Source organism: Pseudoalteromonas luteoviolacea (assembly GCF_018100925.1).
GTDB lineage: Bacteria > Pseudomonadota > Gammaproteobacteria > Enterobacterales > Alteromonadaceae > Pseudoalteromonas > Pseudoalteromonas obscura.
This window is the reverse complement of sequence record NZ_JAGJEH010000003.1, coordinates 445942-461923: the sequence shown is the minus strand read 5'-3', so window position 1 is coordinate 461923 and position 15982 is coordinate 445942. Positions and strand designations below refer to the sequence as shown.

At 44.3% G+C, this 15982-nt stretch carries 19 protein-coding genes; all 19 read left to right on the top strand.

The genetic code is table 11. The features are described from left to right. Positions 1 to 86 precede the first annotated feature (86 nt). The 19 genes from J8M00_RS08040 to J8M00_RS07950 all read left to right on the top strand — a co-directional run bounded on the left by J8M00_RS08040 (position 87) and on the right by J8M00_RS07950 (position 15982). A complete protein-coding gene (locus tag J8M00_RS08040) occupies positions 87 to 566 on the top strand; it encodes a hypothetical protein (protein WP_211009769.1) in 480 nt (159 codons plus the stop codon). Between the two features lie 8 nt (positions 567 to 574). After that, positions 575 to 2539: a DUF4815 domain-containing protein gene (locus J8M00_RS08035; protein WP_211009768.1), complete on the top strand. Its 1965-nt coding sequence runs from the start codon at positions 575 to 577 to the stop codon at positions 2537 to 2539. Next, a complete protein-coding gene (locus J8M00_RS08030; protein ID WP_211009767.1) occupies positions 2539 to 3729 on the top strand; it encodes a hypothetical protein in 1191 nt (396 codons plus the stop codon). The genes J8M00_RS08035 and J8M00_RS08030 overlap by 1 nt, the downstream gene beginning before the upstream one ends. An 8-nt stretch (positions 3730 to 3737) precedes the next feature. Continuing rightward, complete coding sequence (locus tag J8M00_RS08025; protein ID WP_023397081.1) at positions 3738 to 3956, top strand: hypothetical protein; 219 nt, start codon at positions 3738 to 3740, stop codon at positions 3954 to 3956. A gap of 9 nt (positions 3957 to 3965) precedes the next feature. Beyond that, positions 3966 to 5432: a hypothetical protein gene (locus J8M00_RS08020; protein WP_211009766.1), complete on the top strand. Its 1467-nt coding sequence runs from the start codon at positions 3966 to 3968 to the stop codon at positions 5430 to 5432. A 9-nt stretch (positions 5433 to 5441) separates the two neighbouring features. After that, positions 5442 to 5879 (top strand): hypothetical protein, encoded by a 438-nt coding sequence (locus J8M00_RS08015; RefSeq protein ID WP_211009765.1) that lies wholly within the window; start codon positions 5442 to 5444, stop codon positions 5877 to 5879. Between the two features lie 1264 nt (positions 5880 to 7143). After that, a complete protein-coding gene (locus J8M00_RS08010) occupies positions 7144 to 8043 on the top strand; it encodes a baseplate assembly protein (RefSeq protein WP_211009764.1) in 900 nt (299 codons plus the stop codon). Continuing rightward, on the top strand, positions 8036 to 9250 hold the full coding sequence (locus J8M00_RS08005; protein WP_211009763.1) for a phage tail protein I: 1215 nt from the start codon (positions 8036 to 8038) through the stop codon (positions 9248 to 9250). Before J8M00_RS08010 ends, J8M00_RS08005 begins: the two co-directional genes overlap by 8 nt. Continuing rightward, positions 9250 to 9819, top strand: a complete 570-nt coding sequence (locus J8M00_RS08000) for a phage tail protein (protein ID WP_211009762.1) — start codon at positions 9250 to 9252, stop codon at positions 9817 to 9819. Before J8M00_RS08005 ends, J8M00_RS08000 begins: the two co-directional genes overlap by 1 nt. Before the next feature lie 13 nt (positions 9820 to 9832). Then, on the top strand, positions 9833 to 10642 hold the full coding sequence (locus tag J8M00_RS07995; protein ID WP_211009761.1) for a hypothetical protein: 810 nt from the start codon (positions 9833 to 9835) through the stop codon (positions 10640 to 10642). 2 nt (positions 10643 to 10644) lie between these two features. After that, a complete protein-coding gene (locus tag J8M00_RS07990; protein WP_211009760.1) occupies positions 10645 to 10869 on the top strand; it encodes a phage tail assembly chaperone in 225 nt (74 codons plus the stop codon). A gap of 62 nt (positions 10870 to 10931) precedes the next feature. Then, positions 10932 to 11717 (top strand): hypothetical protein, encoded by a 786-nt coding sequence (locus tag J8M00_RS07985; RefSeq protein ID WP_247687283.1) that lies wholly within the window; start codon positions 10932 to 10934, stop codon positions 11715 to 11717. 15 nt (positions 11718 to 11732) lie between these two features. Beyond that, positions 11733 to 12014 carry a hypothetical protein gene (locus tag J8M00_RS07980; protein WP_211009759.1) on the top strand — a complete coding sequence of 94 codons (282 nt, stop codon included), beginning with the start codon at positions 11733 to 11735 and terminating at the stop codon, positions 12012 to 12014. A gap of 88 nt (positions 12015 to 12102) precedes the next feature. Continuing rightward, positions 12103 to 12675, top strand: coding sequence for a hypothetical protein (locus tag J8M00_RS07975; RefSeq protein WP_211009758.1), 573 nt, complete (start codon positions 12103 to 12105; stop codon positions 12673 to 12675). A gap of 8 nt (positions 12676 to 12683) precedes the next feature. Continuing rightward, a complete protein-coding gene (locus J8M00_RS07970) occupies positions 12684 to 13496 on the top strand; it encodes a phage baseplate assembly protein V (protein WP_211009757.1) in 813 nt (270 codons plus the stop codon). A gap of 3 nt (positions 13497 to 13499) precedes the next feature. Then, positions 13500 to 13799 carry a PAAR domain-containing protein gene (locus J8M00_RS07965; RefSeq protein WP_211009756.1) on the top strand — a complete coding sequence of 100 codons (300 nt, stop codon included), beginning with the start codon at positions 13500 to 13502 and terminating at the stop codon, positions 13797 to 13799. Between the two features lie 3 nt (positions 13800 to 13802). Then, positions 13803 to 14138, top strand: coding sequence for a GPW/gp25 family protein (locus J8M00_RS07960; RefSeq protein ID WP_211009755.1), 336 nt, complete (start codon positions 13803 to 13805; stop codon positions 14136 to 14138). A 165-nt stretch (positions 14139 to 14303) separates the two neighbouring features. After that, a complete protein-coding gene (locus J8M00_RS07955) occupies positions 14304 to 15467 on the top strand; it encodes a phage tail sheath subtilisin-like domain-containing protein (protein ID WP_023397067.1) in 1164 nt (387 codons plus the stop codon). Then, positions 15467 to 15982 (top strand): phage major tail tube protein, encoded by a 516-nt coding sequence (locus J8M00_RS07950; RefSeq protein WP_023397066.1) that lies wholly within the window; start codon positions 15467 to 15469, stop codon positions 15980 to 15982. The genes J8M00_RS07955 and J8M00_RS07950 overlap by 1 nt, the downstream gene beginning before the upstream one ends.

The window sequence follows — 15982 nt, the reverse complement described above, 5'->3', positions numbered from 1 at the left end:
CAGTATTGCACGGTTGATATATGGATATATAAGGCGAATGAGTTAGCAGCGATGAATAACTGAATTAGGGCTAATAAGGAAATATTTTGGCTATTCTTACTCGTGCAGGGCGAACTCTGTTTGCCCAAACTATTGCACAAACTCCGATATATTTAGCTTGGGGGCGCGGTGCATCGCAATGGCAAACACCGCCGGCAGAGCCCATCAACGCTACCGAATTAGCAGATCCAATAGGCTATCGAAAAGCCAAAAAGGTTGGATATTGTTATCCCGACGATCATGGTGACATCCTTATCCAAGGTGGTCGCTTTTCTCTCTCAACACAACCCACTCAACACGTTTACTGCGAATTTTCGTTTGATTTTACCGATGGTGCAGGTGAAACCGTGCGGGAGTTGGGCCTGATGTCAGGCACGCAAGCGAACGCCGACTTACCTGATGGCTTGGTGTATTTAACACCAGAGCAAGTAGCCTCATCAGGTACTTTATTGCTGCTTGAACATCGTGCTCCGTTGATACGTGAGCAAGGTGTGAGAGAGAGCTTTGAATTTGTTGTCAGTTTTTAGAGGTGTTTATGCTTGAAGATTACTATGAAAAATTTCATGCAGACTCCGGCTATGAACGATTGCTGTTTAGAGCTGGTAAAGGTTTGCAAAGCCGCGAGCTTAATGACTTGCAGTCACAAGTTAGTCATCAGCTAAAAGGCGTCGCTGATGTCCTGCTTAAAGATGGGGACTTAGTTAAAGGCGGTGAAGTGGTGATTGACGCAAAGCTTGCAACTGCTTTGATCACTGAAGGGGAAGTGTATATAGCGGGACAGGTTCGCCCCGTTATGAGCAGTGTCGTGCCAATTGATATGGCTGCCAGCGTCGATGTAGGCGTTTGGCTTACCCACAATGTGGTCACCGAGGAGCAAGATCCGAGTTTACGAGATCCCGCTGTTGATGCAATTAATTACGACGAGCCAGGCGCAGCGAGACTGCAACAGATCTGTCAATGGGGGCTACTCAGCGATGCTATCGGTCCTGATGATGCGTTTTATCCGGTACATAAAATCGAGCAAGGTACGCTGATAATTAAACAGCCTCCACCACAGCTCGATGCGGTGACACAAGCGCTAGCTAGGTATGACCGAGAAGCCAATGGAGGGAGCTATGTTGTTGAGGGGATGTCACTGAGCTATCGAGGTGCTGAACTTGAACAGCAAGGGTTTAGTCTTGAAGAAGGCAAGGCGCATATCGAGGGTTATGAGGTGGCATTTGCCACGGCAAGAACAGCTCAATTTGACTATGATCCAGATATAGGCTCAGTCAAGGAAGAACCAAAAACATTCCAAGCCAACGAGCAAGGTGTAATGCGCATTGACACGGACTTTTTCCCAGTCAGGCAAATAGAAGAAGTTAATGTAACAGTAGAGAAAGCAACGCAGCTTACACGCGGCCAGCTTTCTGGTGGTGAAGATTTACTCCCTGACGAGTCAGTACTTGAAATTTTGAGTATTACGCAAGGTGATACAACGTATATTCAAGGCGCGGATTTTATCTTTCTAAGAAATCATATTAGTTGGCAGCTCAGTGGTCAGGAACCTGCTGGAGGTAGCCAATATGAAGTGACTTACCGATATCGAAAGCAGTTAACGGTCGATTATGACGAGTATGGCTTTAACCTTTATAAGCAGCTGGCTGACGGCGGCAACGTAGTAGATAACACCTTGGTGACGATAGATTATCAGTGGTATCGGCCACGAATCGACCTTATTGTGCTTGACAGGCTCGGCCAAATTAAGCGTATAAAAGGACAGGCTTCCCATCAGTTTCCAACCGCACCTAAAGCACCTGCTCATCACTTGGCTTTGGCACAAGTTACCCAGTCTTGGCTCAGCAACCAAGCCCCAGACATTGAAAACCTGGCTGTACGGGCTGTGTCTATGTCACAGCTTGAGCAGATGCAAAACCAAATAGGTGATTTGTACCAGTTGCTTGCCATTGAGAGACTCCGCAATGATGCAAACAGCCAAGATCCGGCGAGCAAATATGGTGTGTTTGTTGACCCTTTTATTGATGACGACATGCGTGATGCAGGCATTGCGCAAACCGCAGCTATTGTGGACGGAGAGTTGGTTCTGCCACTGAGTGCTGATATCGCTGAGTTACCAGTACCAAATGAAGGTTTGCTCACTTTGCCTTTTGAACTAGAGGATGTGTTAGAGCAACCGAAACAAACTGGCAGCATGAAGATCAACCCTTATCAAGCGGTTGAGCCCATTCCGGCAACAATTACTTTAACACCAAGCTTGGACCACTGGACTCAGACACAGCGCAACTGGACAAGCCCGATAACAAGGCGATTTACGCGAGGTGGTGGCTGGGCCAGGCGCACAACACAAAGCACGCAAACTCAAGTGGTAAGCCGTACAACTAGAAGTGCTGAATTTTTACGTAGACGTTGGGTGAACTTCTCATTATCAGGGTTTGGTGGTGGAGAAGCGCTGCAACGTGTAGTTTTCGATGGCATAGCGGTCACACCTGAGGAGATATAATGATTAACGCAGATCCTAGCGGCCGCTTAAGCGGCCGTTTTTACATTCCAGAGAATATACCAGTTGGTAGTAAAACAGTGCGCTTCGTTGGTGAGAAAGGTTCATTCGGTGAAGCAACTTATACAGGTAGTGGGACGATAGTCAGTGAAACTGCAAGGCGGATCACAACCATTACAACTGTGCGCTTTGACCCTTTAGCACAGACATTTACGTTGCCACAAAGCCGTTTTATCGCCGGTGTGGAGTTATGGTTTAAAAAAGTAGGCGCTGATAAACCCGTTCGAGTTCAGATCCGCGAAACTGAAGTGGGTATCCCCAATCAGACAGTGCTAGCCGAAGCATCTTTAGAGCGCAGCATGTTCCAGCTCAATGGTGCTCCAACGCTATTTGAGTTTGACCCAGTATCACTAAATGCAGGGCAAGAGTACGCCATTGTTGTATTAACCGATGATCCTGACCATGAGGTCGCGATTGCAGAGCTTGGCAAGTTCGATAGCGATAGCGGCTGGGTAACCTCACAGCCCTACCAAGTTGGTGTGTTGTTGTCATCCAGTAATGCATCGACATGGACACCACATCAAAACCGTGACTTAACTTTTCGACTAAAAGCGGCTCGATTTACGCAAACGGAACAAAGTGTACCTTTGGGTCAGATTACGCTTGATGAGCATAGTGACATATTGGCCATGGCGGTTATTGAGCGGCCGAGCAGTGAAACGCAGTTACATTTTGAATTTGATGGTGCACAAATCGGCCAATTTAATCTACAAGAATGGCAAGCGCTGAGACTGGCAAATAAGGTCAAAGAGCCTTTACAGGTAAGTGCAAGATTGACGGGCACCAGTACGCAAACTCCGGTTTTGTTTGATAGCGTTCAAACTGCGCTCGGTAAAGTAAGCAATGAAGCTGACTATGTGACTCGCGCTATTCCTTGCCAAGTGGGGGGGAGCTTGAAAGTAAGCTTTGAAGCTCAGTTGCCAGGTACGGCCAAGGTTGAAGTTTTGATTCAACAGCAAGGGCAGTGGCTGAGCATTCCTCTCAAAACCACTCAGCCGCAAGGTGATGGTTGGCTGCTCTGTAATTATGAGTTTTCTAACCTCAGCGAGGCTCAAGCAAGAGTTAAGCTCATACTTTCAGGTACGCATATTGATAGACCACGTGTGCGCTCACTTAGAACCTTCTCAATATAGGAGGGAATATGATAGATGACAAAACCTTGTCTTACTCCTTACCTCTCCCTCATCCAGACAACCTGTTACAGCAAGATGTAGAGCGCATACGTCAGGCCATCACTGATGTTGACCAACTGCTCTATATGCAAACCAATCTTGACCAGCAGCAAGATGCGCTGCTGAACGAGAAACTAAGACGAGTCAAGCTGAATCAGCTGCTCGGCGAAACACTATTAACTATATAAGAGGACATTATGGCGAGTATTCAAAATGCCGTGCAAGTCATGGTAGATAAGCTTGTTGCCGATATGAACGGCAATCAGCCGCTTACAGCCGAAGAACAAGCATTAGTGAGTAATGCTATTACTAAACTGACCGACAATGCAAAACTTGAGCAAGCGGTTGTGGCTGTCGCAGAATCACATATTAATGATGCGACGTCGACATTACAGCAAGTTTCTCAGTCTACAGGTGCAGCCTTGCAGACGGCGACTGAGTCTCTGACGCAAACAAGTACGACGCTTGATACTAAATCTAGTAAACTAGATTTGTTAGATTCCATGGCACCAAATTTAAATCGCGTCGAATCATTGCAAGCGACTAACAATGCACTGCTGGTGCGTCCGCTGTTTTCGATGACACCGATCGATACACCAAACTCTAATGCCACGCACAGACGTGCTACCTCTGTTTTTGCTGTTTATGATAATAGTGGTGAAACTTATGTGGTGCGACCTGGCTTTACTCATAATGCGAATACCGAGCAATGTCGGCTAGAGTATTTAAGGCTTAGTGCCAACGGTGCGGAAAAAACCACAACTCACACTAGCTTTGTTTATTCTAATGCGTTTGAGCAAAACCCGGCGAGTAAGATTTACTATTATGGTACCAGTGCTTATTTACCACTTGCGAGTAAAAATAACGCAGCAGATATTCAATACGAAATCGTCTACAGCACGCAAGATTCTCAAACGACTGCAGTGGCAAACTATGGAGGTGTATTCTGTAAATCTTCGGGTTTTACCTCTATCACTAAGCCGAAGCAAAACCTAGACGCAACGGATCAATATGGCGTTAGCACTTCAACAAATCACAGTTATAACCAAGTGGGTGTTTTGTATGACAATGCTAAACACTGCTTAGTGATGGTCGATGAGGGGACTTCGGTACTAGTAGAAAAATACCGTGATGGCAACGTTGTGACAAATACAGCTATTGCAAATGCTGAAGAACTTCAAGCTTATGTAGATGCAGGGGACTTTACCGTTGTTAAGTTCATTTATCACAACTTGCAGCACGCTCATGGGATCCATTATTACAACCATTCTGAAACGGCAATGAGTAGTTATGGTGTGAGTTATTATGGTTACTTTGGGCGTTATAACGGTGTGACTAAAATGGGAGAGAACAAGTATAGCGCGCACTATCGCTTTACTCATGAAAGGCGCCTAGAGCCTATCAACTACTTCTTTAGTTGTAGCACTGGTCATTATAACTCGCATAACTCACCTGATGCTGAAGTCAAAATTGTGCTTGAAAGTATGGCTGGTGAAATACTCGGTATGTATTCATATCATTCAAGGCCATACAACGCAGGTTATGACAATGGTCTCATGGGGGCCGCAGTTAGCTGTATAAACCCTTACTCTGGTGCAGGCATTATCAATGAACACTACACCTATAACCAATATGGTCTTGGCAGAACATGCCGCGCATTTTAAGGAGAGAACATGAGCTGTGAATATTTTGCCGACAAAGGCATGAAAATTGATGGAAACTACTGGTTAGTTCATCCACAAACTGGAGTTGCTTGGAATGACACGTCTATTGCTGACTACAAGCAAGCTTATGAAGCACAACAAATTTTATTGGCTGAAACGCGCTTAAACGATGAAAAATCGGAAAAGCTTAAATCAATAAAAGAAGCGGTATTTGATAAGTTAAGCAATGAACAGTGGCGAGTACAAAAAGCCCAGGAGCATGTGCTAAGTGCTGAGTTGGCTGGTGATCAAGCTGAGATAGGCTTGTGCAAAGCACATTTGGCTGAATTGCTAGCACAGCGCGAGCAGCTTCGCCAAGCGAGTGATGAAGCAGAGCAAACTCTTGCGCAGATCTCAACATACGAAGAGTTGGAAGAGTTTACATTTGATGTAAATATTTCATTATAATTTCGACAAAATGACCCGTTTTATTCCCAATAAACGGGTTAGTATCATGAATGCTTGCGAAAGCAACAGACTTGTTATTCCACAACCGAAACCCGCTTAGCTGTGTCGAGCGGGTTTTCTTTTATTGAGTTTTAAGGTTTTTAATATTATTGCAATTAGGGCAGGAATGACCTGTTTTAAAACCTTAAAATCAGTAAAATACACCTATGCTTGAGAAAAGCTTCAAACAAAGAGTGAAGCTTTTAAGCTGATATCATAAGCCCAACAACATCAACGCCATATTGCTTTTACCTCGATAAAAAGTATTTGGCGTTTTTTGTTTTAAGGGACACGTAAAGCTGTTTTAAGGCGGTCATAAATGACCTGTTTTATTTCCTTAAAATCAGTAAAATACACCTATGCTTGAGAAAAGCTTCAAACAAAGAATGAAGTTTTTAAGCAGACAGAATAAGCCTAACAACATCAACGCCATATTACTTTTATCTCGATAAAAAGTGACTGGCGTTTTTTGCTTTAAGGGACAGGTAAAACTGTTTTAGGGCGGTCATAAATAACCTTTTTTAGTTCCTTAAAATCAGTAAAATACACCTATGCTTGAGAAAGGCTTCTAACACAGGATGAAGCGGCTACGCAGGCAGAACATACCCAACAAGATAAACGTCATATTACTTTTATTTCGGTGAAAAGTGATTGGCGTTTTTTAGTTTTAGAAATTTGTATAGTTTTTTTAAGGCGGTCATAAATGACCTGTATTACTTCCTTAAAATCAATAAAATACACCTATGCTTGAGAAATACTTCAAACACAGTATGAAGTGTTTAAGCAAACAGAATAAGCCCAACAACATCAACGCCATATTACTTTTATCTCGATAAAAAGTGATTGGCGTTTTTTAGTTTTAGAAATTTGTATAGCTGGTTTAGTGCGGTCATAAATGACCTGTATTACTTCCTTAAAATCAGTAAAATACACCTATGCTTGAGAAATACTTCAAACACAGTATGAAGTGTTTAAGCAAACATAATAAGCCCAACATCATCAACGCCATATCACTTTTATTTCGATAAATAGTGAATGGCGATTTTTGCTTTATAGGCATATGGAATAGATGAAGATTGGCGATTAGAAGCGGTCACAATTGACCTGTTTCTAATCGCTAAAATCATTAAAATAACCTTAAGCTTGAAAGAGCTTTACACAGTTATCCCATGAATCAAAACCCGCACTTATTTAAGTGCGGGTTTTTTATTTTTACAGGAATCTTATGAGTGGTTTTACTAAACTGGACCTGTCAAAAGTCCCTGTGCCAGATATCATTAAAACACTTGATTTTGAACAAGAGTATGAGCAACTTAAAGCACAATTCTTGTTGCAAAACCCACAGTATCAAGCTGCTTTATCATTGGAAAGCGATCCTGTGTCAGTGTTACTACAAACACTTGCATATCAGCACCTACTGCAAAAGCAGTCCCTCAATGATGCAATAAAAGGAAATATGCTGGCATCTGCGCAAGGGCATGATTTGGATGCGATTGCCGCGAGATACAACCTCGCTCGAAAAGCTTCATCTGAAGAATCAGATGCTGCATTTAGACAGCGTATTCAGCTGGCATTCGATGGCTTAAATACGGCAGGAAGTCGCGAATCATATATTTACCATACCATGTCTTGTGATGCGTTGATTAAGGATGTTGCAGTACAAAGTCCAAAACCGTGTGACATAGAGCTGACAATTTTAAGCCAAACAGGCAGTGGTATGCCTGAGAGCGACTTAATCGCCAAAGTTGAACATTATTTTGCGGCGCAAGGAAGCGCGCAATCATCGGTCAATGATATTGCATCAAAAGTGCGTCCACTTGGAGATAGGGTGACGGTACATAAGGCACAAATAGTGCCGTTTGTAGTCAAAGCTGAGTTGTCTATTTTACATGGCCCGTCAGGGCAGGCGCTAGTTTTAGCGGCTGAGAAAGCGGTTGCAGATTACTGCCAATCACGCCATTACCTCGGTAAGAAAGTGACCCGTGCGGGTATTTATGCGGCTTTACATCAATCAGGGGTAGAAGATGTCACTCTACTCAGCCCTGTTGAAGATATTGTGACCGTCGCAACTCAAGCCCCTTTTTGTGAGTCGATTTCTGTGACGATGGAAAATGTCTATGAGTAAGCTTATTCCATCCAATGCAAGTACGCTTGTGCAAGTCATTGGATCCCAGTTTTCATCCAACCAAGTTGTCCGTAATTTACTTTTATCCTTGTTGCAGCTACCAACAAGAAGTGACGCACAATTAGTTTGGCTTGCTAAATTGTGTGAGCAAGTACCCAGCGAAGTGTTGGCAGATCGTAATTGCTTATTGCAGTGTGCGACGACACAGCTTTTGGTTCTAATAGACTATCCGGAATTCTGTGATAGTGAAAAGCTGAATGAATTTGCTGAACAGCTTGGCATTCTGCCCTGGCAACATACTATTTCTGAGGGTGAAAAACGTACTCAAGTTAAATCAGCCTGTGTTTTGAATGACACGCGTTTATTGCTCGCAAGTTTGTGGGACCCATTTTTATGTCCAGAGGCCTTACTGCCCTGGTTAGCTTGGTCTGTTTCGGTAGATGAATGGGATGAAGCTTGGAGTGAAAACTTAAAACGCCAAGTTATTAGTGATGCATTTGCTGTTCATCAAGTTAAAGGGACACCCTATGCACTGCAAAAAGCATTGGATAGTTTAAATATAAAAACAGAGATCAGGGAGTGGTGGCAAGGTACTCATTCGGATGAGTTACCGCGTGGTACTGTTCAAGTATGGGCGCTTATTAATAGTAATTTGGATGAGCAACAGCAAGGAATGCTGACCCCTCAAATGTTAAAACGGGTTCGTCGTATTATCGAATCTGTAAAACGGGGTTCAATACATGTCGACGTACAGTTGGGCTTGGCATTTGAAGAGAGTATAGGCTCTATTGGTGTTACTGCTCCAGCCATTGTCCAGCGCTTTGATGCGCCCATAGGGCAGGGCGTTAAACCACCTAAATTTAAAAATAACCTAGGGTGTGTAGGAGCGGCGAATGTACGCCAATCATCACATTTAACGATGGCAGGTGTAGGCATTAAACCTCCTATGGGCAATGCTATATCAAAGCTTTCAGGTGCAATGATGAGTAATAAAGCACAGCATTTGTCACTGGGAGGTAAAGGGGTAAAACCAACAGAACTTACCGTGAATTACGGCGCTTTAGGAAACTCCACAAGCTACCTATCAACACATTGCTCCCCTAAAGCTAAGGGGGTTCTGCCAAGTCGTGGTACTGGGAATGAGTATTTAGTGAGCGTAACTCGGCAGATTATATATCAACATTTTAACTTACAAGGAGCCGCTTAATGTCTGCATTAACGTTACAGTTTACCCAAGTTGGGTTGGACGCTTTATTGACAGCTAAAACCAATGGCAAAAAAGCGCAAATTAGCCATATGGCATTTGGTGATGCTAGCTACACTCCTTCGCAAACTCAGACGAGTCTGCGAAGCCTTAAAGAGCTTCAGCCTATTCGAGATGACAATTACGAAACGGACGAAAATCATCAAGTCACAGTAGTTGCTTTGTTTGACAAAGCAATGTCCGCACCGGAATACACTATTCGTGAAGTAGGTGTATATATACAAATCGACGAGCCAGCTGGTAGCGATGAAAATTTGATTCTGCTAGGCGTGTATTCGGAACCGAACCGAACATTGGGCTACCGTACTCCTGATGTAAAAATTCTACAAAGTGTGACGTTAAGTCTTGCTCAGTTGCCATCAGACAGTGTGGAAATCAAGCCTGGTGTAGATAACTTAAATATGCTGTTGGATAACGAGTTGGCCGATTTGACTTTGGTACAACTAGATACAATGCACCGACAATTAAATCAAGAGCTTAGATTGCTCGCTTTAGAAAACGCACAGTCTTAAAAAAGGAGAATTTATGTCAAACGAACATACGACCATAACCGAGCAACTAGCAGCGGTTGTGACACGTTCTAATGCTTTATGTAACACAGTGCAGGGCCAAATTAACAATATCAATTCGACACTGGATGCTAAAAAGACAGAAGTAGATAACAAAGTTGCACAAACTAAAAGTGAGCTTAATACGCAATTTACAAATTTGAAGAACGGAATTGTAGAAACCGTTAATGGTGTTGACGTATATCAAGAAGGATTAACAAAACGGTTTGCCTTCAAGTCGACGCTTAATGCTGGTGGATATACAGCTGCATCTGATGGCCCGGATCCAAGCTACCGTCATTGTGCTGCACCTCAAGACCCATACTATATCAATCTTATTGAGTTTGATGCGGAAAGCAACGGCAGTCATTTTGGGCATGATGGTGACACATTTAACTGTGATTTTGTAATGTCACACAGGGGGATGGCATCGTATGTCGATCACTTGGTATTCAGTGGCACATCTTCACATGATTGTGTTTCTGCGCACATTGAAGTGAAGAGGGTTATGCATGATGGCGCAATCACATTGTATATATCTGAACCTGATGCCGAGCCTAGAGAAATCGCAATAACGCAAGCAGATGTAGGAAAAACTCTGACTGTGTTCTTTAGAAGTATAAATAAAGGCTATGGAAAAGGGCGTGCACGAGTAACACTAAAAGTCGATACCAGACCACATTGTGGCTCCACGCGTGCGTTTATGGCCAAGTGCGAATATAGCTCGGACAGCGGTCGACCTTGTCTAAATAGAATTACGCAATCTGCACCAACGTGGGGGCAATAAACATGGAAAATATAGTAACAGAAGAACATGGCCAGGATGTCTCTTGGGTAACGGTGCGTTCACAGCGTGACAACTTGTTGGCAGAGTCAGATGTAATGGTGCTAAGGGCATTGGAAGAGTCTCAATCTGTACCTACTGATCTTGTTGCTTATCGACAGGCGCTGCGCGACCTACCTAGCAGTGCTGCTAGCCCTGAGAAAGTGACTTGGCCGACGCTGGCGAAGTAAAGACTAACCAAGCAGTGACTTTAAGGTGTTTTTCGAAGCCACTGCAAACAGTAGGAATGATGATGTCTGACGACAATATGAGCATAACTGAAAGGCTCACCCATGTTGCCGCACGGGCGAATGCAATGAGTGAGACCGTTAACGCGCAGATGGGCGTTATCAATGCGGCGATGCAATCTGCTGAAACTAAATTTGATAATTATATTGGAGGAGCTCGCGCAGAGCTTTCTCATATTCTATTGAGTAATAATCAGCAAATGGAGCCCAATGACAATGGGACTGCTATTAAAGGCTTTAACACGATCAGCTTGCAGCAGTTTGAAGTCACAAAAGAAGCCACAATATATGCCGCGCCAGCAAATGATACAGATCATACCAACAGAGGTGTTGCGCAGGATTTCCGAAACAATGTTTTTAATGGCTATGTAAATGGCGCATTTAATATTGTTCGTATTAAATGGAAACGCAATAGCTCTGACCACCCAGCAAGGTTGGATAATAATTGGAATACACGTTATCAGCAAGGCGCATTATCTAGTGCTTGTTATATAAAGCTGATATCAGGCTCGGTCGGTGGCTCAATGCAGCCGATAAAGGAGTATGGAAATGGTTGGAAGTTAATGGGTTACCGCCAAAAGGCTGATAATACAGCGAAACCATTTTACGCTCCACACTCTAAGTTGGCTTTATCTGATTCAGCTTTGGAAGAAGGGGAAGCCTTGATCTGTTTATTTGGCACCGTGAGTGGCTATGTCGACTTTGAAAAGGTTGGTTGGGGTGTATACCCTGAGTTCGCCAAACCTTCAGATATTTCTATTGCGACTTCACAGCTGAGTGCTCAAGGGTAGCAAGGAGAAAATTTTATGCAAATCAAACATAATGACATGCTGGTTGCGTCAATAGGCGAGGTGTTGACTTCGACACAAGTCGCACAGTTTCTCGCATTGAATGAAATTGATATCCCACTTGATGAATTGACTTTGGTGTACTCCCATGGTGAAGCACTGGAGGCGCGACGTGTTGCATATGTTGTTGAATCTGATCCACTTTATATGGAGTGGCAGTACGATCAAACTGAACAGAGCAAACAAGTGTGGTTAGATAGCGTGGCAAATATTAAAGCGCGTTTTCCATTCCCTGCTTAACATCTTTGGGCATTTCGTCCATCTCGACTCGCCTTTTCCTTCGAGTCACAACCATCACCAGTAATAACTTCAAAGAGTAATAATCCTCATGCAAAGATGTACCTTAATCAATAAGGTGCTTGAATGCTTATCATCTGGACTTCAAGGGGTGGCACAGGTGGCACTATTAAAAGCCGCACAACCCTACCCAGATCTGACGCAGCAAGCCCAACTGACAGTCAAGCTGCTCGGCGAACGTCAAGCCAGTGAACTGCAGGCAAAAGGCGCCGATAAAGGTGTCACATATGGACCGTCGTACAACAAAAACCTCAGTCCAAATTCACTCGATAGAAGAGTGCTGCAGTTGCAGCTAGACATAGAGTTGGAAGACGCCAACAACGCGATGCTGTTACAACGACTTGACCAGCTGATAACCCAGTGTGAGACACTTGTGATGGCGGACGAAATGCCCATCCATTGGCAACATTTTATCGCACAAAGAAGTGATATGAGCTTTAGTCACCAAGTTAGTTCAACCTTGGCAAAAGCGCAGCTTTTTTGGGACTTTTATTTTCAAGTTGAGTACCCAGATGAGCCCGCTGGGCCCGAGATCACAGAAGTGTATTTGGGCCCTAAAGGCGGTGAGTACAAATTGATAAATAAAGTGCCTACGACCACTTAGGAGCATTTATGTTAGCAAATCAACAGCAGTCTGAACTGGCTGCATCTGACATGCAGCATCGCTTTGCCAAGCTAATTTCAATTGGTACGGTTGAAGAGGTTGATTATGCATTGGCTCGGGTCAAGGTGCGCATTGGAGAATGGCTCACGGCCAAACTGCCCTGGCTCACTCATCAAGCCGCGCAAGATATGACTTGGCAAGCCCCAGAAGTGGGCGAGCAAGTATTGGTCATAGCACCTAGCGGCGATATGGCGCAAGGCATAATACTAGGCAGTTTATATGCAAATGCCCATGAGCAGCCACATTTCAAAATGAATCATGTGGTGGATGCGACTAGCGCGGGTGGCACGCTTGTTCAGGCGTTGTCGGCTATTGCGCCGCAAGCGCGTGAACATGTTCAGCGCACGCACTATCAAGATGGCGCCATTGTACAGTATGACCGAGAAAATCATGCATACGATATTTTTATTCCACAGGCAGATCCTCTCGCCAAGATAAACATTTATTGTGGTGGGGATATTAATGTGGAATGTCATAACGATACCAATATCACCGTCGGCAATGATGCAAATGTAGTCGTCGCAAACAATGCATCGGTTGAAATTGGTGGTGCTGCTCAGGTTGATGTGACGGGGACAGCAGGCGTCACTGTTGGAGACAATGTTACTGTTAGTGGTGGCGCAAATATCGATATCACTGCATCAGGTGCTTTAAGTCTGACTGGTGATTCGGTATCTGTCACTTCAACGGGTAGCAATGTAGAAGTACTCGCTTCAGCAACTCTTAAACTTAACGGCGCAAATATTAGTGCACAGGAGTAACCGATGCCAGCAATCTCAGTAGATGGTGCGATTACTGATGTTCACGTAGGGTTTGCGCCAGGCACCATCTCTGCGTCGCAAAATTCGTTTACAGTCGGTGGAATCGCTGCTTTAAGAGTCGGTGACAGCATCAGTGACCACGTACTTATCACTGACCCTAAAGTTAAACACTCAGGGATGGTTGTTGCTGCGGGAGCATCCACTTTTACAATTTCAGGAAAACCTGTAGCTAGGCTTGGTGATCCAACTAACTGTGGTGGCAAAATCGCTGTTGGTGTTGGCAGTTTTACCATAGGGGGATAAATCATGATTGGAATGAATGCAAAAACGGGTAAGCCGTTAGGTGGTATTGAACACTTAAAACAGAGTATTCGCGATATTGTCACAACACCACTTGGCAGCCGCGTGATGCGTCGTGACTATGGCTGCGGGTTATTTGAACTCGTTGATAGGCCATTTTCTCATAATCTTGTTGGCGACATTACTATGTCGATTGCCAACGCGTTAGATAGATGGGAGCCGCGCTTTCGCCTTGAAGGTGTGGCCGTCCACCCTGCGGGGGAAGGTAAAGTCGATATTACTATTGAAGGTCTTTACCTCATTAACAACGAGCCGGTCACTATTGAAGGGATCATGCTTTAATTTATCTTGGTTGATATATCAGTCAACTTCTCATTATTAACTTTCTTCTGTACTTATTTGTACAGAAAACTAATCAACTTAAGCCATGTCAATCTGCTTGAACTTTCAAGTCAGTTTACATGGCTTTTTTATTAGCTAATTGACATACCTTTAAAGGAGATATCTATGTCGCAATTTCTACACGGTGTAGAAGTCATCGAGGCGCAGTCTGGTACGCGCCCAATTAAAACAGTAAAAAGCTCAGTAATCGGTCTGATTGGTACTGCTCCACAAGCAGATGCTGAAAAGTTTCCTCTTAACACACCGGTTTTAATTGCTGGTAAACGTGCGGAAGCTGCGTTGTTAGGTGAGCAAGGTACTCTACCTGCAGCGATTGATGGTGTATTTGACCAAGCGGGTGCGGTTGTGGTTGTTGTGCGTGTCGACGGTGCTGATGAGAGTGCTGTGATGACCAACATTCAAGGTGGTGTTGCTGCTGACGGTAGCTATGAAGGTGCCTACGCATTCTTAGGCGCTGAGTCAGTATTAGGCGTAACACCTCGTATCCTTGTAGCTCCAGGATTTACACACCAACGTCCGTCTGGCGCAGCTAACCCTGTTGTTGCTGAGCTTGTCGGTATTGCAGAGCGTCTTCGCGCTGTGATCATCGCTGACGGTCCAAACACAAATGATGCCGATGCGATTGCATATCGTGGTGATTGTTCATCTCGTCGTGTATATGTGGTTGACCCTCAGGTGAAAGTATTCAAAGAAGGTGCAGTTGTAAATGAGCCTGCTAGTGCACGTGTCGCGGGTATGATTGCTAAGTCAGACAATGATCGTGGTTTCTGGTGGAGCCCTAGTAACACTGCTATGAATGGCATTGTTGGTACCGCTCGTCCAGTTGACTTCCAGCTAGGCGATAAGAATGCGCGTGCAAACTTACTGAATGAAAAAGAAGTGTCTACAATCATCCGTCAAAATGGCTTCAAGCTATGGGGTAACCGTACTTGTGCGACAGACCCTAAGTGGGCATTCCTTTCGGTCGTTCGTACTGCGGATATGATCAACGATTCTCTACTTCGCGCGCACATGTGGGCTGTTGACCGCAACATCACATCAACTTACATCAAAGACGTGACTGAAAGCGTACAAGCTTACCTTGATAGCTTAAAAGCACAGGGCGCTATCTTAGGTGGCCAAATCTGGGCTGATGAAGACCTTAACACACCTGAAAATATTCAAGCAGGTAAAGTGTACTTCAGCTTTGACTTCACACCACCGACGCCTGCTGAGCACATCACGTTCAAGAGCATTCTAACTAACAACTACTTAGAGGAAATCGTATAATGGCAATGTCTCCTAAAATCCTAAAAAAATCAAAGCTGTTTGTAGATGGTAAGGGTTACCTTGGCATTGCAGATGAGATCTCACTACCGAAAGTAACAGTGAAAACTCGCGAAGTAACTTCTGGTTTCCAAGCGCCAATTGAGCTTGATGTTGGTCAACTTGAAAAGCTTGAAGGTTCAATCACCTTACTTGAGTACAACGCAGATGTACTTAAGCTGCTTGGTGATTGGGGCGGTACTGGCAGAACAATCAACTTGACTGCTCGCGGCGCAATCCAAAAGCAAGGCGCTGCACCTGAGCCTGTTGTTGTCACATTACATGGCTTCTTCAAAGAAGTAGACATGGGCAGCTGGAAAGATGGCGAAGAAGCGAAAATGACGCTGCAATACGCTGTTCAAAAGTACAAGTTAGAAGTGAACAACGAAGTTATCTATAACATCGACCTGTACAACGATATCCGCGAAATCGCGGGTGTTGACCACATGGCGAACCTACGCAAGACAATCGGAGCTTAA